Here is a 23,014-nt window from a genome sequence, read left to right as displayed (position 1 = left end):
TATAAAAACGACAGAGGAGAACGGGGCACGAAAAAGGCGTAGACAGGCTGCGACCATTCCGTAAACAGCCCTCCGCTGTCTCGAATGATCTTTCGGGCCAGTCTCCGGGCTCATAAGCGGCCTTAGCGGCCTGAAGTTGCGGCCTTCCCATGCGCAATCGCACAGTGGCTTGTTCGCAATTCTTGACTTATCTACCGTTGCGGGGGCAGCGTCGGCATGAACGGTGGATGACACCGGCTCACCGACTTCCTGTTTAAGCCGGACCATACGGTCCAGGACACCTGAAAGAGGGAAGGCGATTTTAGGCCGGAATAGTCGTTTGCGCAAGGCAAGTCTCCCGGTAAGGATTGCAAATCACCGGTTACATGCTATAACTTGGGGCATTTATCAACGAAGCCGCTCAGAAGGCTTCAATAGAAACTGGCGGGATCATGGAAATTCAATCGAAATTGCTAGGCAACCAAGACATCAATCCGGACACCATTATCACCTTTCCGCGCGGTATTCCTGGCTTCGAGGATCAAACCCGTTTCAAGCTGTTTCATCAGGAAGGCAGCGAAATCGTTTATTGGCTGCAAGCGGTGGATAACGCGGAATTGACATTCTCGGTCGCGCATCCGGCCCATTTCAACATCAATTACAACTTCACGCTGACCGACGACGAAGAAGCGCTGTTGAAGATCGAGGAAGGCGACGATTTATTGATTTTGATTTTACTGCACAAGGATAACGAACAGGAAAACGGCAAGCCGACCATCAAGGGGTCTATCAAAGCGCCGCTACTGATCAACAGTAACAAGCGCATCGGCTATCAGAAAGTTTTGGTGACGATAGAACAAAGCATCACGCTAACCGAGAAAGTCAGCGAAATCGACGTATCGGAAGCGTAAAACCCTTCGGCAACCGCCGACGCAATGCGGCGGTTGCTTTTACGTTATGCGGCTTGTACCGGAATGGCGTGGCTGGAATGGCTGATGTGGTTATTGCCGTCGAAATACACCAGCGTCGGCTGATAGTTTTTCAACTCTTTTTCGTCGAGACTGACGTAAGCCGCGACGATGATCAGATCGCCGGGACACGCCAAACGAGCCGCCGCGCCGTTGATCGAAAAAATACCGGAGCCGTCCTGAGCGCGAATCGCGTACGTCGTGAAGCGTTCGCCATTGTTGACGTTGTAAATATGGATCTGCTCGTATTCCCTAATCCCTGAAAAATCCAAAATCTTGCCGTCAATCGCACAGGATCCTTCGTAATCCAGTTCTGAATGCGTTACCCGCGCACGGTGTAACTTGGCTTTAAGCATGATGGTTTGCATGGTAAACAAGTTCGAAGACAGGGATGGCGATTATGCCTGAAATTGAACGGGCTATCAAATATCGGCATTGGCTTTATCGCCGGAAAGCCTTGTCTCGTCAACCATTTGAACGACAAACCAGGTTGTCGATCAAGCGGGTATTGCCGAGTTTGGCCGCGGCAAGAATCACCAGATCCATGTCGCCGGAAGTGGCGGGCGCCAGATCGGCGGCGCGACAAATCGTAAAGTAATCCACCACGAACCCGGCTTGTGTCAGGCGTAGCGACTGGGCGGCTTCTATCCCGGCAAAATCGCGCTCGCCGCGCTGTATCGCATCTCCAGCGGCCCGCAAACATCGGTACAACTCAGGCGCGCTAGCGCGCTGCGGTGCCGTCAAATAGCCGTTACGCGAACTCAGCGCCAAGCCGTCGTCGTCCCGCTCCGTCGCGACACCTTGGATTGCCACCGGTAGATTCAGATCGGCCACCATGCGCCGAATCAGCGTCAATTGTTGAAAATCCTTTTCGCCAAGCAGCAGCAGATCGGGCTGAACCATGTTCAACAATTTGCAGACAACCAACGCCACACCGTCGAAATGGCCGGGCCGACTCGCGCCACAATGGATGGTCGACAAACCGGCAACCGAGATAGTCGTCAGGGAAGCCTGCGGATAGATTTCCGCGACGCCGGGCAGAAACAGCAGATCGGCGCCGACTTCGCTCAACTTGGCCACGTCGTCGGCTTCGGTGCGCGGGTAACTGGCAAAATCTTCGGTCGGACCGAACTGGGTCGGATTCACGAAAATACTGACCACAATCTTGTCGGCATGACGGCGGGCAGCCTCGACCAGCCGGAGATGTCCGGCGTGCAGATTGCCCATCGTCGGGACGAAGGCAATTTTCAAATCGGCCCGGCGCCAGGGTTTCAGCAGCATTCGCAATGCTTCGATGCGATCGACGGTTTGCATGATCAGTAGGCGTGCTCGGAGCTGGGAAATTCACCGGATTTAACGGCGGCGTGGTAGCTGGCGACCGCGTCCGCGATACCGGCCGCGCCGGTCATGAAGTTTTTCGAAAAACGCGGCCGTTTGCCTGCGCCGATGTCGAGCATATCGTACAACACCAACACCTGGCCGTCGCAAGCCGCGCCCGCGCCGATGCCGATTACCGGTATCGCCAACCGCCGACTGATGCGCTCGGCCAGTGCCGCCGGCACGCATTCCAGTACCAAACCGCCGGCGCCGGCTTGTTCCAATGCCACGGCGTCGGCCAGAATGCGCTCGGCCTGGCCGGCGTCCCGGCCTTGCACCCGATACCCGCCCAGTCGGTTGACCGATTGCGGCAGCAGGCCCAGATGTCCGCAAACCGGGATGCCTTGCTCGACCAAAAAGGCAACGATGGCAGGCTTGGCACCTTCCAGCTTGACCATTTGCGCGCCGCCCTCGCGCATTAGCCGCGCGGCATTGTTCAGCGCTTGCTCGGGCAGTGCGTAACTGGCAAATGGCAGATCGACGATCAAAAATGCTCGGCGACGCGTTTTCGCGACACAGCGGCCGTGGTAGACCATGTCGTCGATAGTCACCGGCAATGTGCTCGCTTCGCCTTGGACGACCATGCCCAACGAATCGCCAACCAGCAGTACGTCGATGCCGGCGTTATCGAGTACCGCCGCGAAGCTCGCGTCGTACGCGGTCAGGCAGCTAATCTTTTCGCCGGCGCGTTTCATTGCCGCCAGATCGCTGATCGTCAACATTTTGGTGGTCTCGCCGTACAGGGTCATGAATCGATTTGGGTCAAACCGTCCGGCGGACAGCGGCTCATCAGTTCGGCCAGCGAGCCGAGACCGGGCACCGTCAAATCCGGTACTGAAAGCTCCGCCAGCGGATACAGGACAAAGGCACGCTTGGCCAATTCGGGATGCGGTACGATCAGATCCGGTTGTTCGATGATCTGGGCATCGTAGAGCAACAGATCCAGATCCAGGGTTCGAGCGCCCCAGCGCTGCCCACGCACCCGGCCATGGCGGTTTTCGATGGCTTGCAATTGGCGCAGTAAATCGATGGCCGGCAGCGCGGTGGCGATCCGCATTGCCGCGTTGACATACTCCGGCTGATCTTGCGGTCCAACCGGCAAACTGCGATACAAGGCCGAAAAACCCAGTTCGACAACCTCGGCTAGCTCGGCAATCTCGCCTCTGGCCTGCGTGACGTGAGCTACCGAGTCTTCCAGATTACTGCCCAGGCCGATATAGGCTTCCCTATAACCAACGGGTAGGCTCATTGCGAATTGGGTTGTTTGGAACGGGAGCGGTAGCGGCCTGTTTTTCTTGCCCTGGGTTTACCGCCGCCCTTGGGCGGTGCGGTCATCCGATGACGTTCGTCCTCGTCGGCCTCCTGAAAGCCCGTCCACCAGGCCACTAGTTCCGGATCGGCGCCACCGGTTTCGGCGCGCAACTGCAGAAAATCGTAGGCCGCGCGGAATTTGGGTTGTTCGAGCAAACGAAACGGCCGAGAACCTACGGTGCGAGTGAATTTCTGTTGCAAAAACCAGACGTCGCGGATCGACTGCGTGATGTGGCGCGGCATTGCGGTAATCTTGACTTGCCGCCCCAAAACCTCGTTGGCGGCGTTTTGATAAGCCAGCGTTTCGTTTTCGCCGTGGTCGATGCGTTGTTGGGCCGATACAGTCAGTGGTTCCCACAATAATGCGGCCAACAGAAAATACGGCGTCAGCGTCTTGCCGTCATTGAAACGCGCATCGGAATTTTCCAGCGCTCGGATCACGAATAAGCGGGGAAAATCCTGCTCCTGACTGGCCAGACAGCGATCGGTGTCGGGAAACAAAATCGCAAACAAGCCGTAATGGCGCAGCATTTCGAAGGTTTGCACACCGTAGCCGGCCAAAAACAGCTTCAACACTTCGTCGTACAAGCGGGCGGAAGGGATACTTTTTAGTAAATCCGTCAGTTCGTATATCGGCTGCTCGGTATCCGGATGCAAGCTGAAACTCAGCTTGACCGCGAAGCGCACCGCGCGCAGCATCCTCACCGGATCTTCCCGGTAGCGCTGCTGAGGGTCGCCAATTAGCTTCAAGACGCCGGCCGAGTGGTCACTCATGCCGCCGGTAAAGTCGACGACCGAAAAATCTCGGATATTATAGTAGAGCGCGTTGACGGTAAAATCCCGCCGCCAGACGTCTTCCTCCAACGTACCGAACACATTATCGCGCAGTAAGCGGCCATCTTCGTGAACGACTTGCTGATCGGGCGCCTCGGCCTCCGAGCCTCGGAACGTTGCCACTTCGATAATTTCCCGACCGAAAAACACGTGAGCCAACCGAAAGCGCCTGCCTATGATTCGGCAATTGCGAAAGATCTGCTTAACCTGCTCGGGGCTGGCGTTAGTCGCGACATCGAAGTCTTTCGGCTCCCGGCCTAAAAGCAAATCCCTGACGCATCCGCCAACCAAATAAGCTTCGAAATCGGCTTTTTTAAGCCGCAACAATACCTTCAACGCATTTTCGCTGATTTGCGCTCTGGAGATGCAATGTTCGGCTCGCGCGTATATTCTCGGGGCATTACTGGAATGCGGCGCGACTGGAGCCGCTTCGACAGCGGTGCCGGGCGGCGAGAAAATTCTTCTGAAAAAACTAAAAATGGCTCTATCCCTAAAGTTTTAAGTGGCGGCGGGTCGAAGGCTATCAAGCAGGATCGGAGCCGGCCGGGCACCTTTATCATAACACCGAGCCAGATTCATGCTCAATCGAGCGCTTTCTTTTACAATCCCTACCTTTATAGGTAGAATTCAGAGACTCGCCGAGTGGCGGCGATACTAAATAATATCGATGACTGTCCTCGTTGTCCGGGCTCCGGCGGCGGGCAATTTACTTCGGAGCGTGGAGCGTATGTTTAAGAAGATATTAAATGGTTTTATCGACCAACCCTTGTTCACCAGTTTGTTCGTGGCCGATTTCGCATTGCTGGTGTTTCACCGGCCGCCTTTCTTGTTTTCGCTGGTCATGCTGGGCTGTCTGGTCGGCATGAGCATGTACATGGGCCAGAAGCTGGCTTTGTTCGAAAAATAATTGCGTCACGATCTTTTTGAAACCGCCAAGCCCGGTGCCGCCAAAGCCGCGACACCGGGCTTTTTGCGTCGCATGGCCGCCGTGTTTTACGACGGATTCCTGTTGTTGGCCATCTGGTTTGTCGCAACCGCGCTGATTCTGCCGTTCAATGCCGGAGAAGCCTTTAACAGCGGCCAATATTTTTATCCGCTGTATTTGTTGGCCGTGGCGTTCGGTTTTTACGGTTGGTTTTGGACGCATGGCGGCCAGACGCTCGGCTTGAAGGCCTGGAAAATTCGAGTCGCGGACAAGGCCGGCGGCAAACTGGGATGGCGGCGGGCCGGCGTGCGCTTTATTGGCGGCCTGCTGTCATGGGCAATTTTTGGCTTGGGCTTTGCGTGGTGTTTGATCGACAAAGAAGGCTTGGCCTGGCACGACCGGCTATCCGGCACCCGCCTGTTTTTTCTGGACGGCCCGGGATAATGCCGAAACGGATGTGCTATATTCGCGCCTCACACCAATCCTAGTCCGGGAGTCCAGAATGAAAACTATAACAATAGCCCTGTCACTGTTTGGCGCATTGATCTCGGCCGCCGCTGATGCCGACGTGCAACTGCAAGATAACTCTAAACTCATCGGAAAATGGCAAGTTACCGCCGAAGCGCTCGCGCTGGACAGAGAAAGGAAACCCTTGCAGGTCACCTGGGAATTCCAAAAAGACGGTACCTTGATCACTACCGGCGAAGATGCGCGTAGCGGCATCGGCGAAATGACCATTCCGATTAAATACAGTATCGAAAACGGTGTGATCAAAAAACAAATCACGCCCGGCCGCGAAAAATACGAAGACTGTTCGGTCGTTGAACTGGACGGCAAGGATATGACGCTGAAATGTAAATTTCTCTATTTGTTCATGACCCACAAATAACCCAATGCCGCTTGGTGCGGAAACTTCCGCCCCAAGCGCCCGCCCACCGCTAGCTGACTCGCCACACCGCCAACGAAGCCACGCAAAACACCACGGCGCTCGGCAACATGGCCATTAGCATCGGATTCATGTCGTAAACCAAGCCAACATGACCGGCGATCCGGTCGAAGATGTTGAAAGTCATCCCGATCACGATACCTACCATCACCCTGGCACCGGTGCTGGTACCTCGGCCTATGCCGATCACGAACGGCGCCGACACCATCAGCATCACGAAGGTCACGAACGGGTTGATCAAACGACTCCAGAACGCCAGCTCGTAACTCTGCGACTTCTGACTGTTCTGTTTCAGAAAGTCGATGTACATAAATAAATCGTACAACGATAAATTATCCGAGTTGACGACCGCCACTTTCAGCAAATCCGAATCGATGCCCGAAGTCCAGGCCTGTTCAGGCTGGGCGCCGGCCAAAATTCGCGGTTGGCCGATTTCGGAATAGCGAACGTTTTCCAACTTCCATTGTTTGTTGCCTAGAAATTGGGCTCGCTCCGCTTGGGTGATTCGACTCACGTGGTGTTGGTCGTCGATGTCGTAAATCCGAATGTCGGCCAAGGTACCGTCATCTTGCAATCTACGGACATTGATGAAGCTGTCGCCCTCGCGCAGCCACATACCATATAAAGAGCGCATCACGACGCCGTCATGCAAGGCCGTGGTTTTCAAGACCTGCGCGGCCTTCTCGCAAGTCGGCGCGACGAATTCGCCCACCGCGACCGCGACGCTGACCAACACTAAGCCGGCCAACATGATGGAGCGGATGATCCAGGCGATCGACAAGCCGGCGGCGCGCATCGCGACGATTTCACGATCGTTCGCCATTGAGCCGACCACGAACAAGCTGCCGAGCAATGCCGACGACGGCACCAATTCGTAAAACACCCGAGGCGAGGTCAGGGTCAAAAACCACAGAATTTGTTTCAGGCCGTAATTGCCCTGGCCCAAATCTTTCAGTTCGTCGCTGAAGCTAAATAAATTAAACAACGTCAGCAACAGCAACACCGCAATCAACGAACCCTTGACGATTTCCTTGACGATATACCAAGTCAGAACATTGATCATGCCAGTTTCCCCCTTACGGTTTCCCACAGCCAGCGCCAGCCGTAGAGTCGAGCCAGCATTAGCAAACCGACCGTCAACAACAGGGCGTCCACCCAAAAATAGCCAAGCCAGCCCGGCACTTTGCCGCCGACCACCCAGCTATGATTGACCCGTTGCAAGTTGCCGTACACGAAATAAATGCCGAAAGCGACCATCATGCTCCCGTAAATACCACCGCGCGGCGAAAGCCGGGCCAGCGGCACGCCCAAGAATGCCAACAGGATGACGCCGGATGGCGTATTCAAGCGATCCTGCAATTCGGCGACATCGCGCGTCTCCCGAGACGACCACAAATCTTCGGTCGCTACCGCCTCTCGGCCCAACACCAGTTCGGTGGTTTTCTTTTCGACCAAGACCGCGTATTCGCCGAATTTTTCGATCGTGAAGTCCCGGTTACCGGGCTGGCCCATCACCCGCTCGCCGTTTTCCAGTATCAGGTATAGCCCGCCGGGTAAAAACGCCAAACGTCCGGTCTCGGCGTTGACGACGCCGGTGCGCTCGCCCTGCTTGTTTTGCACGAAGACCTTGTGCATCCGGCCGTCCTTGTCGACGTTCTCGGTGTAAAAGATCAACTCGCCGTCGCTGTATTCGCTGAAGCGGCCGGCTGAAATACCGCGAATATCGGCATCCTGCCTATCCTGGTGCATCAGCTTTTCGCTCATTGCCTCGGCCCAGGGCGCCGCGAGCATCGACAGCGCCACGCCAGCCAGACTTAGCGGCACGACCAACAGAAATACCGCGCGGTAAATCGTGAACACACTTCCGCCGGCGGAGGCGATCGCCGCCATCTCCTGTTCCCGGTACATCCGGCCCAACACCATCAGCACCGCCATGAACAGCGATGCGGGCAGGAAGGCATTGGCGGCCAACACGATTTTCAGACCCAACAAGGTCAATACCGTCTCGTTGGCGATGTTGCCCTCGATGGCCTGAGCCAACACCCGGATGAACTTGCGGCTGACGATAATGACCACCAGTACCGTCAACACGCCGCCGACCGTCAAAAACAACTCCTTGACGATCATTTTGTCCAGCACCGTCAATAGCCGAAACGGCCGGCCGGCACTGGGTAAAGCTCGCAAATTGCTCAACAACGCACTCCTGATTTTCTAAGGTATAATCCGGCGAACCCGGCCGCGCCTCGGCGATCCCCTTCAATCCAAGACACCCACGACCTATCGCAATGGACTATTTTATAGAAAGCGCTCCCCTAGACAAACTGCAAAGCGACTGCCTGCTGGTTGGCCTCTACGAAAACCAACAACTCGGCCCGGCCGCGACGGCGCTAGACCAACAATTCGGCGGGCTGCTCTCCAAACTAATCGGCCGGGGCGACATCAAGGGGAAAAACGCCGAAACACTGTTAATCAACCATTTGCCGGAAGGCGGTATTCAACGTCTCGTGTTGGTCGGTTTCGGCGAGCGCGGCAAAATCGGCCGCAAGCAGTTCCGTAAGGCGCTGATCGCCGCAGTCGGCGCGATCAAGGCTAGCAAGGTCAAGGCCGCGACCGCCGCGTTGCTGGACATCGACGTCGAAGCCGGCGACGTGCAATGGAAAGCCCGGCAAATCGTGGAACTGTTCGGCGACGGCGTTTACCAATACAGCGCGACAAAAAAGGTCGACGACAAGATTCCGTTGCAACAACTGGCCATCGTTGCCAGTGAAGCACAACGCGCCCAGGCCGAAGCCGGATTGCAACAAGGCGCGGCGATCGCGGCCGGCGTCGAATTGGCCAAATCGCTCGGCGACTTGCCGGGCAACGTCTGCACGCCGACTTATCTGGCCGAGCAGGCCTTGGCGTTGGCCGGCCAACACGACAAGCTGACCTGCCAAATTCTCGAAGAGCACGACATGGAAGCGCTGGGCATGGGCTCGTTCCTGGCCGTATCGCGCGGTAGCCGCCAGCCGGCCAAGCTGATTTGCCTGGACTATCAGGGCGGCGACAGTAGCTACAAGCCCATCGTGCTGGTCGGCAAGGGCCTGACTTTCGACGCCGGCGGCATTTCGCTGAAGCCCGGCCAAGGCATGGACGAAATGAAGTACGACATGTGCGGCGGGGCTAGTGTGTTAGGGATTCTGCGGGCGGTCACCCAATTGAATTTGCCGCTGAACATTGTTGGCCTGATCCCGTCCTCGGAAAACCTGCCGGACGGCGCCGCCAACAAACCGGGCGACATCTTGACCAGCATGTCCGGCAAAACCATCGAAGTGCTGAACACCGATGCCGAAGGCCGCTTGATTCTGTGCGACACGCTGACCTACGCCAAAAAATACAATCCCGACGTGGTGATCGACATGGCCACGCTGACCGGTGCCTGCATTGTCGCGCTGGGCCGGGTGCCAAGCGGCTTGTTCGGTAACGACGACAAACTGTGCAACGATCTGCTGGGCGCCAGCGAAACCGCCTGCGACATGCTCTGGCGCATGCCGATCTGGGAAGAATACCAGGAACAGCTTAAATCCAATTTTGCCGATCTGGCCAACATCGGCGGTCCAGACGGCGGCAGCATCACCGCGGCAGTGTTTCTGTCCAAATTCGCCGAGGATTTCCGCTGGGCTCATATCGACATCGCCGGTACCGCTTGGCGCACCGGTGCGAACAAAGGCGCGACCGGCCGACCGGTGCCGTTGCTGACTCAGTATTTGCTGAACCGGGCTGCGGCGTAAGTTCGTTTTGGGGAAAAATCAAACTCAGCCGCGATGGCGATCGCTGCTTCAAGCTCCCGGCCGAACCACGCCTACGACATGACAGAACTCGGCTACTCGCCCGCTGCGCCTGAAGTCAGCTTTTACGTGCTGAGCTCGCACGATTTGGAGCAACGCCACGAATTCGCCTGCAAGCTGATCGAAAAGATCTACCGTAGCGGCCGGTTTTGTTATGTACTCACCGATTCCGCCGAACAGGCCGAGCTGATGGACAAACACTTGTGGACGTTTCGGCCCGGTAGTTTCGTGCCCCATCAACGCTATTCGGGCACGCTGCCCAGCCACCCCGGCACGATTCTAATCGGCGTCGGCGATATTCCGGAAAACTGGCGCGGTGTCATTGTCAACCTGTCCGCCGACTTTCCGCCCACCTCACCACCGACCGAGCGGATACTCGAGATCCTGGATAACAGTGAAGCCAGCAAACAAGCCGGTCGCCAGCGCTATCGGCGGTATCAACAGCTCGGATTGACGATTCAGACCCATAAGATGTGAGATTTTCGAGGCGGCGCGCGCCATTGCGCGGATCGGCGAATGTTGCGTGATTTGCCGATCCGAAGCAGTAACCGTCGTCTCCTTGGATTTTACGGTGAGATTCCGCCAGTCGGCTCGCCGGCTCCTACTTGAGCTTTCGGCGACTTTTTGGCCGCTTTGCGCTGTTCGGCGCGGGCCAAGCAACTCAGACGCTCGCCGTCGTCGGCGACGCTCCAGCCGCAAATTTCCGACAAACTCCGGAAGCATCCCAAGCAAACATCCTCGTCGTCCAGACAACAATTGCGCACGCAGGGCGAAGCCACCCGATCCAGCCCACTCATCGCGCCTCCTCCTCGGCGAAAAACCGCCGCGCATCGACCACATCCAATTCAATTTGCGCTTTCAAGGCTGCCAACGACACAAAGCGGGTTTCGTCACGCAATTTGCGTTTGAAATGAACTTCCACGTAATGGCCGTAAATATCTTGATTGAAATCGAATAAATGCGTTTCCAAGACCACTTTGGCGCCGCCGTCGACGGTAGGACGCGTGCCGACGTTGGCAACCCCAGGATATTCGTTACCGTCCAGACCGCTCATCGTCACGGCGTACACACCGACTATCGGGGTATTTTTGCGAAACATCCGTACATTGGCGGTCGGAAAACCCAGTTCGCGACCGCGTTTGTCGCCGTGCGCTACCCGTCCGCACACCGAAAAGTCGCGGCCCAACATGGTTCGAGCCAACGCCAGTTGGCCTTCGCTGAGCGCGTCGCGAATTAACGTACTGCTGACCCGCAAACTATCGACTTCGAAGGAATGGCTGTCTTCGACCGCGAAACCGTACTGTTCGCCGAAATGCTGCAGCATCGCAAAATTGCCGCGCCTGGCCTTGCCGAAATGAAAATCGTCGCCGACCACCAAATGTTTGACGCGCAGGCGTTCGACCAGAATGTCACGGATGAAATGTTCGGCATCGCAATCCGCCAGAGTCCGATTGAAAGGCAGCACCAACAGTTCGTCTATCGGCAGTTTGGCGAATTGAATGGCTTTTTCCCGTAAGCGGGTCAACCGGGACGGGGCGTGATCGCCTAGAAAATATTCCAGCGGCTGGGGTTCGAACACCATCGCCACGGTCGGCAGATGCAGACGGCGACCATGCTCGGCCAAGGTTTCGATGACGCGGCGGTGGCCAAGGTGCAGTCCGTCGAAATTGCCTATCGTCAATGCGCAACCGTCGCGCAACGGCTCCAGATGGTGCAGGCCTCTGATCAATCGCATGGCTGTGTCGGGTTAAAAGTGCCGATTCTATCAGCAAGCGCCGACCCCGGCCTATCGTCATTTATAATGAGCGCCCGACCGAGTTTTCGCCTTCGTTGTTTATGCCCGCATGATAGATACCTTGTATATCGAAGCCGCCGTCGCCGGGCATTCCCGCACGGCGGCGATACGCGCCCGCTTTCCGCGAGCGCGCGTAGTGGAGTGCGCGCGCTACGGCGAAGTCTTCAATCCCAGGGCGCAGAATTTTCGCTTGCAAAAGCAAAGGCCGGCGTTGATCCTGGCCGAGAAATACCGGAAATTCGCGTTGCCGGCGCCGGCGGGTTACGGCATCGGCGGGACACGTAATTACTACTTCTCGCATATGCTCAATTGCCTGTACGACTGCCGCTACTGCTTTTTACAAGGCATGTACCAGTCGGCCAATTACGTGTTGTTCGTCAATTTCGAGGATTTTCAGCGTGAAATCGACCAAATTTGCGCGGAAACGCCCAACGAGGCCGTCTATTTTTTCTCGGGCTACGATTGCGACAGCCTGGCCCTGGAACCGATCACCGGTTTCGCCGAGCAGTTCCTGCCGTTTTTCGAGACGCTGCCCAATGCCTGGCTGGAGTTACGTACCAAGAGCACCCAAATTCGCAGCCTGTTGACGCGCCGGCCATGGCCGCGTTGCGTCGTGGCATTTAGCTTGGCGCCGGACGCGGTGGCCGAACAAGTCGAAGCCAAGGCGCCAGCCGTCGCCAAGCGCTTGGAAGCGGCTACCAAGTTGCAGCAACAGGGCTGGCCCATCGGTTTGCGTTTCGATCCGTTGATATACCAACACGACTATCGCGAGCAATACCGGGCATTGTTCCAGCAAGTCTTCGCGACCCTGGATGCCGAAACCTTGCACTCTGTCAGCCTCGGTACCTTCCGCCTACCCGAGGCGTATTACAAGAAGATGCATAAGCTCTATCCGGACGAGCGCCTGTTTGCCAGTCCGTTGCAAACCTCGGCCGGCCTGGTCTCGTATCGCGCCGACCTGGAACAATCGATGATCGCCGACTGTAGCGAAATGTTACGGCAATACCTAGACGAAGCCCAGTTGTTCCGGTGCATGCCGTGAGCCGCGCAATCCTGGTCACCGGCGCGAGTTCGGGCATCGGCCGCGCCATCGCCCGGCGTCTGTTACAACTAGGCCATCGCGTGATCGGCACGTCCCGCGATAGCCGTCGTTTCGAGCGGGTCCATCCGCGTTTTTATCCGATGGCGCTGGATTTGGCGGATTTGTCCGCTATCGCGCCGTTCGCGAAGCGTTTGCAGCAGGACTTTCCGGATCTCGACGCGGTGGTGTTCGCGGCCGGTTACGGCCGGTTCGGCGCGCTCGAGCAACATTCACAGGCGCAGATCGAGCAGCTGATAACCGTCAACTTCACCGCTCAAGCTTGTTTGACGCGGGCGCTGCTGCCCCAACTCAAGCAACAAGCTCGCGCCAACCTGCTCTACATCGGCTCGGAAGCCGCGCTGAAAGGTAGCCGTAACGGTAGCATCTATTGCGCCAGCAAGTTTGCGTTACGCGGTTTTAGTCAGGCGTTACGCGAGGAATGCGGCAAGAGCGGCGTTCGGGTATCCTTGATCAACCCCGGCATGGTCGATACCGCGTTTTTCGAAACCTTGCACTTCGCACCGGGCAAGCAAGCGGGGCAAGCCTTAAGTGCCGACGATGTCGCCGACGCCGCGCTCTACATATTGCAAGCCGGCCCGCACCTAGTGATCGACGAAATCAACCTCGGCCCGGCCTGCAAGGTCGTCGACTTTAAGAAGCCACCCCATCAGCCCTGAGTCATGCTTTCCAAACTAATCGTTTACGCCGCGTATTTTCTGAAGTCGGCCGAAGGCTACCGGCGCAGCAAACAATTCTTCTACCAGCTATTGGAAGAACCGCATAGCCCGCGTAAACGACGCTTCGACAGCATCATGATCGGCCTGATTGTGTTGAGCGTGATCTTTTTGCTGTATCGGATCGAACATCAGGCCAGCACCATGGGCGGCTATTTCGAGCAGGCAATCCTGGCGGTATTCATTACCGAGTACTTGCTACGCGGTTGGATTTATTCGGATTCCTACAAAATCATCATCGAAGAATACGAAAAAGCCCTTTATTTGAATTTGCCGTTCAATTTGCCGGCGGCCGGCAAGCGCATACTCGCGAAGGAACTGGAATACATGAGTTCGGCGTTCGCGGTGATCGACATTTTGGCGATTTTGCCCAGCTATCGACCGCTGGACATCTTGCGCATTTTCATCGTATTCCGCTTGTTCAAGCTGTTCCGCTATTCGGATAGTGCCAAATTGTTTGCCAACGTGCTGGCCAGCCGGCGTTACGAGCTGACTACCTTGCTGATTTTCAGCGGTTTCTTGCTGTTCATCGCCAGCGTGGCGATTTATATGTTCGAATACCAGGTGGCGAGCGGCAGCATCAAAACCATGTTCGACGCCTTCTATTGGTCCGTCGTGACCTTGGCGACGGTCGGTTACGGCGACATCACCCCGCAAACCACCGGCGGACGCTGGGTCGCGGTGTTTCTGATCCTAACCAGCATTGGCGTGTTGTCGTTTTTTACATCGATTCTGATCGCCGCCTTCGCCGAAAAAATGCTGTCGCTGCGCGAAAGTCGCGCCTATGCCGAACTGGACCGCTACCAAAATTTCATCATCATTTGCGGCTTCGGCCGGGTCGGGCAAGAAATCGCCCGCCATCTGCATCGGGAGCAGCAGCCCTTCATCGTTATCGACCGCAAGGAGGTTAACGTCGTCCAGGCCAAAAACCTGGGATATCTGGCGGTGCAAAACGATGCCAGCAAAAACGAAGTGTTACTGAACGCCGGCATCAATCGCGGCGCCACCGCGATTTTGTGCATCACCGGCGACGACGTCGTCAACGTTTACATCACCCTGACCGGCCGGCACTTGAATAAAAATGTGCGGATTATTTCCCGCGCCAACCGCCACGAAAACGTCAACAAACTCTACCAAGCCGGCGCGGACAACGTGATTCGGCCCTTCGAGGTCGCCGGGTTGCTGGCCGCCGAGTTCGTCGGCCAGCCGGTGGCCTTCGAGGCGATTTCCGGGATTCTGCAAAACCAGACCGAAATTACGATGGAAACCGTTTTGGTCACCGAAAACTCGCCGCTAGACAACCGTCGCATCGGCCAGTTGGACCTGAAGCAAAACAAGCTGACGCTGCTGGGCGTGATCAGCGACAATCCCATCCATTTCAAGCACAAGAACAAGTACCAGGTGAAACAACAGCATTTTTACTTCAATCCCGAAGAAAAATTCATCCTGCGCCATGGCGATTTGTTGGTGTTGCTGGGGCGGAAATACGGGATCGATCATTTTCGCGATCAGGTCGAGCAGCGCCGCTTGTGGAATAGGACGTCGCCATGAAAAAGGTCGCCGTATTCGGCTACAACCGCCTGTCGTTCGAGGCCATCAGCCGCCTGGATCGCGAGCACCACGACATCCTGGTTATCGACCATCGGCCGCTGCATACCGCGATGGCCGCTGAAAACGGCTTCGAATCGGCCACGATCGATTTTCGTAGCGACGAGGAATTGAAATCGATAGGCATCGGTCGGGATATCGACATCCTGTTTTGTTTTTTCGACGACGACTCCGAAAACGTGTTTCTGACCTTGTCGGCGCGAGCGATGGACAAGAAACTGGTCATCATCGCCATCGTCGACAGCCCGGAATCGGCGGAAAAACTGCTGGCGGCCGGCGCCAACAAAATCATCGATCCCTACGAAATTTGCGGCCGCAAGATTCACGACATGCTGAAACGGCCCGACATTACCGATATTTTCGACCACACCGTATTCGGCCGCCACGATTTGCGGATGGCGGAAATCGCGATTCCTCAAACCAGCTATTTACAAGGCCGCACGGTCGAGCAACTGGAGCTGGGGACGCAATACAATTTGATACTGATCGGCATCGTCGATCAACAGGCCGGCGATCAGTTGCAGTTTGTCAGCGAACAAACCGAACGCCGCTTGAACGCCGGCGACATTCTGGTCATTCTGGGGCCGACTCGGGAAATTCGGGCTTTTAAAAAAGATGTCGAAGACGAGTTTTGCGATATTTAGCGGAATGCTCGGACCCGATAAGCCATCGCAGCGCGAAGTTGTTAACATGTCGCGGATGGTTAGCGCGGTTCGAAAGCCTCCGCTTCGAACCGATTTTTCATACTCCAAATTTAGCCCTCATTCGTTATGATCAGCTCGCTTTTTGATTATTTCAGTCCGCGCGCGCGGTTCTTTATCGGTTTTATGGCCTGCGCCGGTTTGCTGGCCGTCGGTGCCTATTTGCAATTCGTCGAAGAGCTGGAGCCCTGTCCGCTATGTATTTCGCAGCGCTTGGCCATACTGGCCACCGGCTTGATTTTCCTGGCGGCGGGCCTGCACAACCGCGGCCGTAAGATCTATGCGGTTTTGGCCGCCGCCGCCGCATTGATCGGCGCCAGCGTTTCCGCCCGTCACGTGTGGTTGCAGCATTTGCCGCCGGAGGAGGTACCGGAATGCAGCCCCGGCCTGGAATACGTATTTCAGAATTTCCCGTTGGCCGACACCATCAAATTGATGTTGAGCGGCACCGGCGAATGCGCCAAGATCGACTGGACCTTACTGGGATTGAGCATACCGGCCTGGACCTTGTTTGCTTTCCTGTTGCTGGCGACCTGGGCCGGGCTGCTATGGGGCGATTCGGCGCCGCGCATTAGCAAATAAGCATTGTCGAATATCGGACAGGGTTTCCTTCTCCAAGCTGTGTTATTTCCCTCAGTTTTGTAACAAGTTATGCACAAAAACGGAGCAAACGCCCGAAGCCTCGCCGCCTAGACGGAAAACGATGGAGCCTGCCGAAGATTGATTTCAAGTCATTGATAAATAAAGATAAATTACATTGGCTCAAATTTACGCAATTTAACAAATCTGTAATTAAATCCGACACTAAGCGGTCCGTATTCGCCTCCATCCACAGAGTTATCCACAGGTTTTGTGGGTAACTTAAATTCCTTAGCCGACATAATCACTTAGCGATGCAACATCGAAAACAACTCATCAAAAATGGCTAAATGCGATGCCGCCGACAGTTTGATTTTAAAAATTGCGGTGCCGGTTCCGTTGGACAGATTGTTCGATTACCGACCTTCCGAACTCGGCAATTCGGCGGAATTTCAGCGTGGCGCCAGGGTTTTGGTGCCGTTCGGCAAGCGTCAATGCGTCGGCGTCGTCATGGGTAGCGCCAACGGCTCGACGCTAGCCAGTCGCTCGATTAAGCCGGTCATCGAGCTACTGGACGACACCCCGTTGTTGTCGGCTCTCGATTTGCAGTTGCTGGAATGGGCTGCCCGCTACTACCACCATCCGATCGGTGAAGTAGTGGCAACGGCATTTCCGACCGCGTTACGCCAAGGTTTGCCGGCCACATTGCAGTGCGAGCGTTATTTCGCGCCGACCGCGGCCGGCCGGGCGCCTGATGTCGATTTGGGACGCGCCACTCGGCAAAAAGATTTGCTGCGACGAATGCTCAGCCGCGAACCGGCTTGGTCGGCGGCCGAATTGGCCGGACACAAGCCGGCCCTGCGGGCGTTGATCGACAAAGGTTTGGTCGAGCCGCGAATGCCGGACCCGTCGGATGGTCCGGTCGTGCTCGGTGCCGCGCTGGCCGCCAATCCGGACCAGCTAGCCGCGATCGACGCGGTCGGCGCCGACCTGGACCGGTTCGCGGTGCATTTGTTGGAGGGGGTGACCGGCAGCGGCAAGACCGAAGTCTACATGCAGATCATCGCCCGAACCCTGGCTTTGGGGCGGCAAGTCTTGGTATTGCTGCCTGAAATCAATCTGACGCCGCAATTGGAACAGCGGTTTCGGCAGCGCTTCGGGGTGGGGATCGAAACCTTTCACTCGAATCTGACCGACCGGCAACGCCAACAAGCCTGGCTGAGTATGCGCGCCGGCGTGGCGCGGATACTGCTCGGCACTCGATCCGCGCTGTTTACGCCGCTTCGGGAACCCGGCCTGATCGTGTTGGACGAGGAACACGACGGCTCCTTCAAACAACAGGACGGGTTTCGATTTTCGGCGCGCGATGTCGCGATCACCAGAGCCAAGCTGCTGAATATTCCGGTGGTGATGGGTTCGGCGACGCCGTCGCTGGAGAGTCTGGCCAATGTGGCCCAGGGCCGCTACCGTCTGTCGCACTTGCCGCACCGAGCCGGCAACGCCAAGCCGCCGGCATTTCAGGTGTTGGACATTCGCGGCAAGAAGCTGCAAGCCGGTCTGTCGGAGCCATTGGTAACGGCGATCGGCGCGGAACTCGCCGAAGGCCGGCAAGTGCTGCTGTTTCTAAACCGGCGCGGTTATGCGCCGGTGCAAATCTGCCACGATTGCGGTTGGGTATCGCGCTGTCACCGTTGCGACGCCAATCTGGTCATCCACGCCGGCATACACAAATTGCGCTGCCATCATTGCGGCTACGAGCAAGCCTTGCCGCGGCAGTGTCCGGCCTGCGGCGTCGGCGAGTTGCAGGCACTCGGCCTGGGCACCGAACGCATCGAAGAAACGCTGAAGGAGTTGTTCGCCGGCCACCGCATCGTCCGCCTGGACCGCGACACCACGCAGTGCAAGGGCGCGCTCGAAGGCTATTTGCAGCAAATTCATCGCGGCGATGCCGACATCGTGCTCGGCACGCAAATGCTCGCCAAGGGCCACCACTTCCCGAACGTGACCTTGGTGGCCATCCTGGATATCGACAGCGGTCTGTTCAGCATCGATTTTCGCGGCGGCGAGAAGTTAGCGCAATTGATCGTACAAGTCGCCGGCCGAGCCGGCCGGGCCGAATTGCCCGGCCGGGTGATCCTACAAACCCGCCATCCGAGACACGCGCTGCTGCATAGCTTGCTGAGCCGCGGCTATCGGGCGTTCGCCGAAGCCGAGCTCGGCGAACGCCGCGCCGCGGGGCTGCCGCCATTCGGCTATCAAGCCCTGCTGCGGGCGCAAGCCGGTAACGCCGGCGCACCGCCGCAATTTTTGCGGGCGGCTATTCAATGTTTGACCGACTTTACGCCGTCCGACGTGCAAGTGCTCGGCCCGGTTAGCGCGCCTATGGTCAGACGCGCCGGGGTATACCGTTACCAAATACTACTGCAAAGCGATAAGCGCCCGGCTTTGCAGCGGCTATTGGATTTTTGGGTCCCCCGCCTCGCCGACTTGCGCGAGGCCAGATCGGTACGTTGGTCGCTGGATGTCGATCCGCTGGACTTGTATTAACCATCCGCTATCGATTCACTGCGATCGCCCGGCAAAAAGCCGCCGGTAAGTGAAGGGTTTTATGGGATAATTCGCCGCTTTTTCGCGGCTCGAGGTCGCGGCAAAAAACCAGGGGTATTCGCCAGGCCGACACTTCGGGCTCACCGAACGCCCCGCCCGGAAGATTGCGGTCTATGGCGGCGGGACTAGCACCCCACCCCAATCCGAATGGCAATCACATAATTAAAATAACGAAAGGGGGTACTTTTCAATGTGTTGGAGCGGAGAAGCGTCGGGCGTATTAGCCGCCGCCGGTTTGACCACCGCCGTTTACGTGGCGTACAAAGGCGAGTCCAAGGAACTTTGGATTCCGTTGACTTATTTCGCGTTGATGGAACTGTTGCAGGCGGCAACCTATGTGTACATCAATCTATGCGACAACCCGAACAATCAGATACTGACGCTGCTCGGCTACGTGCATATTGCCTTTCAGCCGTTTTTCGTGAATATGGTGGCGATGTATTTCATTCCGGAAAGCGTCAAGCTCAAAATCAGGACTACCGTCTATACGCTGTGCGCGATCAGCTCGCTGGCGATGTTGATTAAAATGTATCCGTTCGCATGGGCCGGCAACTGCGTGGAAGGCGTCGAAGGCTTCTGCGGCGCGCAAACCTGTTCGGTGTCGGGTGCCTGGCATATCGCCTGGAAAATGCCGTTGAACGGCTTGATGTCCAATCCGGTCGAGTGGCTGTTCGGCTTCAACTGGGGCCTGCATGCGTTTTCCTATATTTTGGCGGCGTTTTATCTGCCCATCATTTATGGTTCCTGGCGTTTCGTCGGTTTTCACTATTTGATCGGACCGTGGATATCGGACGTCACCACCGACGATCCGAACGAATATTGCGCGGTCTGGTGTTTGTTTTCGATCGCGCTGTGCGTGTCGGTCATCAAAACCCCGATCCGCAAGTATTTGCACGTCAAGAAATGGCCGTTTTACCACCGCGAAGTGGGCGATAGCCTCTAGCATTAAACGCCTGGAATCCGAGGGCCGACCCTCGCCCATGGGCCTTGCCGGCCGCTGTCGGCGAGGCCGGGGTCCGGGGCAAACCCTTAGTCCACCGTTCGCCACGAGGATGCGATGACGATCAATAAACCCGCGATTCTGGAAGCCTTCCACTTCCGCCACGCCTGCAAGGAATTCGATGCCGAGCGCAAAATCGCCGGCGCGGACTTCGACTTCATACTGGAAACCGCTAGGCTGTCGCCGTGTTCGTTCGGCCTGGAGCCCTGGAAGTTTCTGGTGATTCAGACCCCGACATTGCGCGAGAAACTGCGTCCGCACATCTGGGGCGGTCAAAAACAGTTGCCGACCGCCAGCCACCTGATCTTGACGCTGTGCCGCAAAAGCCGAGACCTGCGCTACGACAGCGACTATGTGCAAGGTTTCATGCGCGAGGTTCAGCATTACCCGGAAGACGCCGCCCAAACCCGCACCCAAGTACTGGAAAAATTTCAAAAGCACGACTTCGCGCTGCTGGAATCGGAACGCGCCATCAACGACTGGGCCGGCAAGCAGACCTATATTCCGCTGGCCAATATGATGACGGCGGCAGCCCTAATCGGCATAGACTCCTGTCCGATCGAAGGCTTCGAGCGCAACAGTTTGGAACAGGCTCTGGCCGCCGAGATCGGCATCGACCTCGAACAATGGAGCGTCGCTTATCTGGTGGCTTTCGGTTACCGGAAAAACCCGCCGGCTCGCCCGAAAACCCGCCAGGAAGCCAGCGCGGTCATCGAATGGCGCTAGGTGCAGCGAACCTTACGACTCAGTCGATTCCAGCCTGGCGTGCTTGTCGATCAGGTAAATCCAACCCTGTTGCTCGTCGACCTTGATCGCCGTCAGACTCTTATCCAGACAAATTTCGCTCAACGATCGTCCGCTCACCGGATCGTAACAAATCCCGTGCATCGAGCATTGCAGATAACGGCCGGTGGGATCGAACACGCCGTCGCGTTCGCAATCCAGCGTCCTCGGCATATGGGCGCAATGATTCAAATAGCCGAACACCGTGCCGTTAAAACGCACCACCAAGGCCGGTTCGGGCGCTCCCCGGTATAGCACCGAAAAGCACCACTTACCCAGCTCGGCTAACTGATCGCTTCGGCAAATCGGGACGGGATGGCTCTTACTCATCAGAACGGCTCCTCGGAAAGGGCAAACGGGTCACTGGCGACCGATGATACGACACGATGACCGAACGCGCGACGGATTTACCGCAGTCGAGCGTATCCGCCGAGAGTAACGGGCCACGACAACCGACGTCAGGCTAACCTTAGGCAGATAAGCGCAGCCCGCGTTTACATGCTGATCTGATTTTTTTGCGCCGTCGGAGCGCCCATTTCCGCGTCCCGCCGGCGGATCTAGCCAGACTGTTGTAGGTCGGCCCAATCCCGCGTGGTCCAGCATCGTCGAGTGCCGAAAACCGGACGCCCAACCCGATATGCCCCGGTTTCCGGCCTCGCTCGCCGGTCTTTTCGTTCAATCCCGAACGCGGACTGCCCAGACCGGCATAGGAAAACATCAGGTCGTGAAAATTCGACGGGCGGTAGTTGTGGAATAAACCGCCGACCGCAAATAGCAAGCTCTATAATCACGCTTGATTCAGGAACCCTTCCGTGGGATCGTCATCCCATTTCACCGAGCCGCTTCAATATTCCTTCCGTGTCACCCGCCCACTTCCAACAACAACTCTTCGCATGGTTCGACCTACATGGCCGCAGGGATTTACCTTGGCAACAAGACATCAATCCCTACCGGGTTTGGGTGTCGGAGATCATGTTGCAGCAGACTCAAGTAGCCAGCGTGATCGGCTATTTCCAGCGCTTCATGGACCGATTCCCGACCATTCGGCATTTGGCGGACGCGGAACTGGACGATGTGTTGCAGCATTGGGCCGGACTGGGTTATTACGCCCGTGCCCGCAATCTGCACAAGACCGCGCGCCTGGTCGCGGCGAACGGCGGCGAGTTTCCGCAAACCGTCGAAGCGCTGAGCGCCTTGCCCGGCATCGGCCGCTCGACGGCCGGCGCGATACTCAGCATTGCCGGCGGGCAAAGCCAACCGATATTGGACGGCAACGTCAAACGGGTATTGACGCGCTTTCACGCGATCCATGGCTGGCCGGGCGAGACCAGGGTCGCGGCCCAACTCTGGCAGCTCGCGGAGACCTACACGCCGAAACACCGAACCGCCGACTATACCCAGGCGATGATGGATTTGGGCTCGACGTTGTGTACCCGCGCCAAGCCGCTGTGCGAGATTTGCCCGGTCCAGGCCGGATGCGAGGCCAAACATCGGGGACTGGTTCGGCAATTGCCGGCAGCCAAACCGCGTAAGGCTTTGCCGGTCAAACAATGTTATATGCTGCTGTTGACCGCGCGCGACGGTGCGATCTTGCTGGAAAAGCGTCCGCCAACCGGTATCTGGGGCGGCTTGTGGAGTTTGCCGGAGTTTCCGGATCGGCCGAGCGCCGAGGCGTGGTGTCGCGAACGCGGCTATCGTTTGGCGGCCGTCGCGGCCTTAGCGCAACGCCGCCATACCTTTTCGCATTATCACCTGGACTACACGCCGTTATTGGCCAGCTTGGCGGAAGTCGCCGCGATCGCCGACCCCGCGACTTTTGCCTGGCAAGCCCCGGAGGCCTGGGCCGCCCTGGGTTTGCCGACACCGATCAAACAGCTGTTGGCGCAAATGCCCGAATCGGACGGCGCGGTTATTTCCCCCGGTCCGCGCCTCCTTTAGGCGCTGGCGGCCAACGGATAC

The 23,014-nt window shown here is 57.1% G+C and carries 25 protein-coding genes and 1 riboswitch; of the genes, 15 read left to right on the top strand and 10 right to left on the bottom strand.

What is annotated here, in order from left to right; translation table 11 throughout:
* Positions 1–78 precede the first annotated feature (78 nt).
* Positions 79–300: riboswitch (cobalamin riboswitch) on the bottom strand.
* 131 nt (positions 301–431) lie between these two features.
* Complete coding sequence (gene fliW, locus ACQE3D_RS00820) at positions 432–890, top strand: flagellar assembly protein FliW (protein ID WP_064026476.1); 459 nt, start codon at positions 432–434, stop codon at positions 888–890.
* Between the two features lie 44 nt (positions 891–934).
* On the opposite strand, the gene panD is transcribed toward fliW, so the two are convergent.
* The 5 genes from panD to pcnB form a co-directional block, all read right to left on the bottom strand.
* Positions 935–1,315, bottom strand: coding sequence for an aspartate 1-decarboxylase (panD, locus tag ACQE3D_RS00815; RefSeq protein ID WP_064026534.1), 381 nt, complete (start codon positions 1,313–1,315; stop codon positions 935–937).
* Positions 1,316–1,412: 97 nt separating this feature from the next.
* On the bottom strand, positions 1,413–2,261 hold the full coding sequence (panC, locus tag ACQE3D_RS00810; RefSeq protein WP_313729368.1) for a pantoate--beta-alanine ligase: 849 nt from the start codon (positions 2,259–2,261) through the stop codon (positions 1,413–1,415).
* A 2-nt stretch (positions 2,262–2,263) separates the two neighbouring features.
* Positions 2,264–3,073: a 3-methyl-2-oxobutanoate hydroxymethyltransferase gene (gene panB / locus ACQE3D_RS00805; RefSeq protein ID WP_313729369.1), complete on the bottom strand. Its 810-nt coding sequence runs from the start codon at positions 3,071–3,073 to the stop codon at positions 2,264–2,266.
* On the bottom strand, positions 3,070–3,573 hold the full coding sequence (gene folK, locus ACQE3D_RS00800) for a 2-amino-4-hydroxy-6-hydroxymethyldihydropteridine diphosphokinase (protein WP_064026482.1): 504 nt from the start codon (positions 3,571–3,573) through the stop codon (positions 3,070–3,072). Before folK ends, panB begins: the two co-directional genes overlap by 4 nt.
* The gene (gene pcnB, locus ACQE3D_RS00795) at positions 3,570–4,949 is read right to left on the bottom strand and encodes a polynucleotide adenylyltransferase PcnB (protein ID WP_064026484.1); all 1,380 of its coding nucleotides are present in this window, start codon (positions 4,947–4,949) and stop codon (positions 3,570–3,572) included. The genes folK and pcnB overlap by 4 nt, the downstream gene beginning before the upstream one ends.
* A gap of 247 nt (positions 4,950–5,196) precedes the next feature.
* Here pcnB and ACQE3D_RS00790 point away from each other — a divergent pair, with 247 nt between their 5' ends.
* From ACQE3D_RS00790 to ACQE3D_RS00780, 3 genes are read left to right on the top strand one after another with little or no spacing between them, the layout of a single operon-like run.
* The gene (locus tag ACQE3D_RS00790; protein ID WP_064026486.1) at positions 5,197–5,376 is read left to right on the top strand and encodes a hypothetical protein; all 180 of its coding nucleotides are present in this window, start codon (positions 5,197–5,199) and stop codon (positions 5,374–5,376) included.
* On the top strand, positions 5,377–5,838 hold the full coding sequence (locus tag ACQE3D_RS00785; RefSeq protein ID WP_269454748.1) for an RDD family protein: 462 nt from the start codon (positions 5,377–5,379) through the stop codon (positions 5,836–5,838). It abuts the gene before it with no gap.
* Between the two features lie 58 nt (positions 5,839–5,896).
* Positions 5,897–6,283, top strand: a complete 387-nt coding sequence (locus ACQE3D_RS00780) for a lipocalin family protein (protein ID WP_168030336.1) — start codon at positions 5,897–5,899, stop codon at positions 6,281–6,283.
* Positions 6,284–6,332: 49 nt separating this feature from the next.
* Here the strand turns inward: ACQE3D_RS00780 and lptG are convergent, their stop codons facing one another.
* Positions 6,333–7,400 (bottom strand): LPS export ABC transporter permease LptG, encoded by a 1,068-nt coding sequence (lptG, locus tag ACQE3D_RS00775; protein ID WP_313729472.1) that lies wholly within the window; start codon positions 7,398–7,400, stop codon positions 6,333–6,335.
* Positions 7,400–8,533 carry an LPS export ABC transporter permease LptF gene (gene lptF / locus ACQE3D_RS00770; RefSeq protein WP_064026539.1) on the bottom strand — a complete coding sequence of 378 codons (1,134 nt, stop codon included), beginning with the start codon at positions 8,531–8,533 and terminating at the stop codon, positions 7,400–7,402. Before lptF ends, lptG begins: the two co-directional genes overlap by 1 nt.
* Positions 8,534–8,625: 92 nt before the next feature.
* Here lptF and ACQE3D_RS00765 point away from each other — a divergent pair, with 92 nt between their 5' ends.
* Together ACQE3D_RS00765 and ACQE3D_RS00760 are read left to right on the top strand one after the other, a co-directional pair.
* Positions 8,626–10,110 carry a leucyl aminopeptidase gene (locus ACQE3D_RS00765; RefSeq protein ID WP_313729370.1) on the top strand — a complete coding sequence of 495 codons (1,485 nt, stop codon included), beginning with the start codon at positions 8,626–8,628 and terminating at the stop codon, positions 10,108–10,110.
* Positions 10,111–10,188: 78 nt separating this feature from the next.
* Positions 10,189–10,644 carry a DNA polymerase III subunit chi gene (locus tag ACQE3D_RS00760; protein ID WP_313729371.1) on the top strand — a complete coding sequence of 152 codons (456 nt, stop codon included), beginning with the start codon at positions 10,189–10,191 and terminating at the stop codon, positions 10,642–10,644.
* An 89-nt stretch (positions 10,645–10,733) separates the two neighbouring features.
* On the opposite strand, the gene ACQE3D_RS00755 is transcribed toward ACQE3D_RS00760, so the two are convergent.
* A complete protein-coding gene (locus tag ACQE3D_RS00755) occupies positions 10,734–10,964 on the bottom strand; it encodes a DUF1289 domain-containing protein (RefSeq protein WP_168030342.1) in 231 nt (76 codons plus the stop codon).
* Positions 10,961–11,902, bottom strand: coding sequence for a bifunctional riboflavin kinase/FAD synthetase (ribF, locus tag ACQE3D_RS00750; protein WP_313729372.1), 942 nt, complete (start codon positions 11,900–11,902; stop codon positions 10,961–10,963). The genes ACQE3D_RS00755 and ribF overlap by 4 nt, the downstream gene beginning before the upstream one ends.
* 109 nt (positions 11,903–12,011) lie before the next feature.
* Between ribF and ACQE3D_RS00745 the strand changes: the two genes are divergently transcribed.
* From ACQE3D_RS00745 to ACQE3D_RS00710, 8 genes are all read left to right on the top strand, one after another.
* Positions 12,012–13,004 carry an SPL family radical SAM protein gene (locus tag ACQE3D_RS00745; RefSeq protein ID WP_313729373.1) on the top strand — a complete coding sequence of 331 codons (993 nt, stop codon included), beginning with the start codon at positions 12,012–12,014 and terminating at the stop codon, positions 13,002–13,004.
* Complete coding sequence (locus ACQE3D_RS00740) at positions 12,992–13,720, top strand: SDR family oxidoreductase (RefSeq protein ID WP_313729374.1); 729 nt, start codon at positions 12,992–12,994, stop codon at positions 13,718–13,720. The genes ACQE3D_RS00745 and ACQE3D_RS00740 overlap by 13 nt, the downstream gene beginning before the upstream one ends.
* Positions 13,721–13,723: 3 nt before the next feature.
* Entirely contained in the window at positions 13,724–15,328 is a 1,605-nt protein-coding gene (locus tag ACQE3D_RS00735; RefSeq protein WP_313729375.1) for an NAD-binding protein, read from the top strand.
* A complete protein-coding gene (locus tag ACQE3D_RS00730; protein ID WP_071160071.1) occupies positions 15,325–16,029 on the top strand; it encodes a potassium channel family protein in 705 nt (234 codons plus the stop codon). The genes ACQE3D_RS00735 and ACQE3D_RS00730 overlap by 4 nt, the downstream gene beginning before the upstream one ends.
* A gap of 126 nt (positions 16,030–16,155) precedes the next feature.
* The gene (locus tag ACQE3D_RS00725; RefSeq protein ID WP_168030350.1) at positions 16,156–16,668 is read left to right on the top strand and encodes a disulfide bond formation protein B; all 513 of its coding nucleotides are present in this window, start codon (positions 16,156–16,158) and stop codon (positions 16,666–16,668) included.
* A 339-nt stretch (positions 16,669–17,007) separates the two neighbouring features.
* The gene (locus tag ACQE3D_RS00720) at positions 17,008–19,212 is read left to right on the top strand and encodes a primosomal protein N' (protein WP_313729376.1); all 2,205 of its coding nucleotides are present in this window, start codon (positions 17,008–17,010) and stop codon (positions 19,210–19,212) included.
* Positions 19,213–19,462: 250 nt separating this feature from the next.
* Positions 19,463–20,215: a DUF5765 domain-containing protein gene (locus ACQE3D_RS00715; RefSeq protein ID WP_064026909.1), complete on the top strand. Its 753-nt coding sequence runs from the start codon at positions 19,463–19,465 to the stop codon at positions 20,213–20,215.
* Between the two features lie 114 nt (positions 20,216–20,329).
* The gene (locus ACQE3D_RS00710) at positions 20,330–20,998 is read left to right on the top strand and encodes an NAD(P)H-dependent oxidoreductase (RefSeq protein ID WP_313729377.1); all 669 of its coding nucleotides are present in this window, start codon (positions 20,330–20,332) and stop codon (positions 20,996–20,998) included.
* 12 nt (positions 20,999–21,010) lie between these two features.
* Here ACQE3D_RS00710 and ACQE3D_RS00705 read toward each other — a convergent pair whose 3' ends face one another.
* The gene (locus tag ACQE3D_RS00705) at positions 21,011–21,385 is read right to left on the bottom strand and encodes a Rieske (2Fe-2S) protein (protein WP_313729378.1); all 375 of its coding nucleotides are present in this window, start codon (positions 21,383–21,385) and stop codon (positions 21,011–21,013) included.
* A 528-nt stretch (positions 21,386–21,913) separates the two neighbouring features.
* On the opposite strand from ACQE3D_RS00705, the gene mutY reads away from it, so the two are divergent.
* A complete protein-coding gene (gene mutY, locus ACQE3D_RS00700) occupies positions 21,914–22,993 on the top strand; it encodes an A/G-specific adenine glycosylase (RefSeq protein WP_313729379.1) in 1,080 nt (359 codons plus the stop codon).
* The last annotated feature ends 21 nt before the right edge of the window (positions 22,994–23,014 follow it).

This window comes from Methylomonas sp. MS20 (assembly GCF_050275925.1).
GTDB lineage: Bacteria > Pseudomonadota > Gammaproteobacteria > Methylococcales > Methylomonadaceae > Methylomonas > Methylomonas koyamae_A.
This window is presented reverse-complemented; position numbering and strand designations above follow the sequence as displayed.

Coding starts and splice junctions, on each gene's coding strand:
- fliW (WP_064026476.1), top strand. CDS start 432: ATGGAAATTCAATCGAAATTGCTAGGCAACCAAGACATCAATCCGGAC.
- panD (WP_064026534.1), bottom strand. CDS start 1,315: ATGCAAACCATCATGCTTAAAGCCAAGTTACACCGTGCGCGGGTAACG.
- panC (WP_313729368.1), bottom strand. CDS start 2,261: ATGCAAACCGTCGATCGCATCGAAGCATTGCGAATGCTGCTGAAACCC.
- panB (WP_313729369.1), bottom strand. CDS start 3,073: ATGACCCTGTACGGCGAGACCACCAAAATGTTGACGATCAGCGATCTG.
- folK (WP_064026482.1), bottom strand. CDS start 3,573: ATGAGCCTACCCGTTGGTTATAGGGAAGCCTATATCGGCCTGGGCAGT.
- ACQE3D_RS00790 (WP_064026486.1), top strand. CDS start 5,197: ATGTTTAAGAAGATATTAAATGGTTTTATCGACCAACCCTTGTTCACC.
- ACQE3D_RS00780 (WP_168030336.1), top strand. CDS start 5,897: ATGAAAACTATAACAATAGCCCTGTCACTGTTTGGCGCATTGATCTCG.
- ACQE3D_RS00765 (WP_313729370.1), top strand. CDS start 8,626: ATGGACTATTTTATAGAAAGCGCTCCCCTAGACAAACTGCAAAGCGAC.
- ACQE3D_RS00760 (WP_313729371.1), top strand. CDS start 10,189: ATGACAGAACTCGGCTACTCGCCCGCTGCGCCTGAAGTCAGCTTTTAC.
- ACQE3D_RS00755 (WP_168030342.1), bottom strand. CDS start 10,964: ATGAGTGGGCTGGATCGGGTGGCTTCGCCCTGCGTGCGCAATTGTTGT.
- ribF (WP_313729372.1), bottom strand. CDS start 11,902: ATGCGATTGATCAGAGGCCTGCACCATCTGGAGCCGTTGCGCGACGGT.
- ACQE3D_RS00745 (WP_313729373.1), top strand. CDS start 12,012: ATGATAGATACCTTGTATATCGAAGCCGCCGTCGCCGGGCATTCCCGC.
- ACQE3D_RS00735 (WP_313729375.1), top strand. CDS start 13,724: ATGCTTTCCAAACTAATCGTTTACGCCGCGTATTTTCTGAAGTCGGCC.
- ACQE3D_RS00730 (WP_071160071.1), top strand. CDS start 15,325: ATGAAAAAGGTCGCCGTATTCGGCTACAACCGCCTGTCGTTCGAGGCC.
- ACQE3D_RS00725 (WP_168030350.1), top strand. CDS start 16,156: ATGATCAGCTCGCTTTTTGATTATTTCAGTCCGCGCGCGCGGTTCTTT.
- ACQE3D_RS00720 (WP_313729376.1), top strand. CDS start 17,008: ATGGCTAAATGCGATGCCGCCGACAGTTTGATTTTAAAAATTGCGGTG.
- ACQE3D_RS00715 (WP_064026909.1), top strand. CDS start 19,463: ATGTGTTGGAGCGGAGAAGCGTCGGGCGTATTAGCCGCCGCCGGTTTG.
- ACQE3D_RS00710 (WP_313729377.1), top strand. CDS start 20,330: ATGACGATCAATAAACCCGCGATTCTGGAAGCCTTCCACTTCCGCCAC.
- ACQE3D_RS00705 (WP_313729378.1), bottom strand. CDS start 21,385: ATGAGTAAGAGCCATCCCGTCCCGATTTGCCGAAGCGATCAGTTAGCC.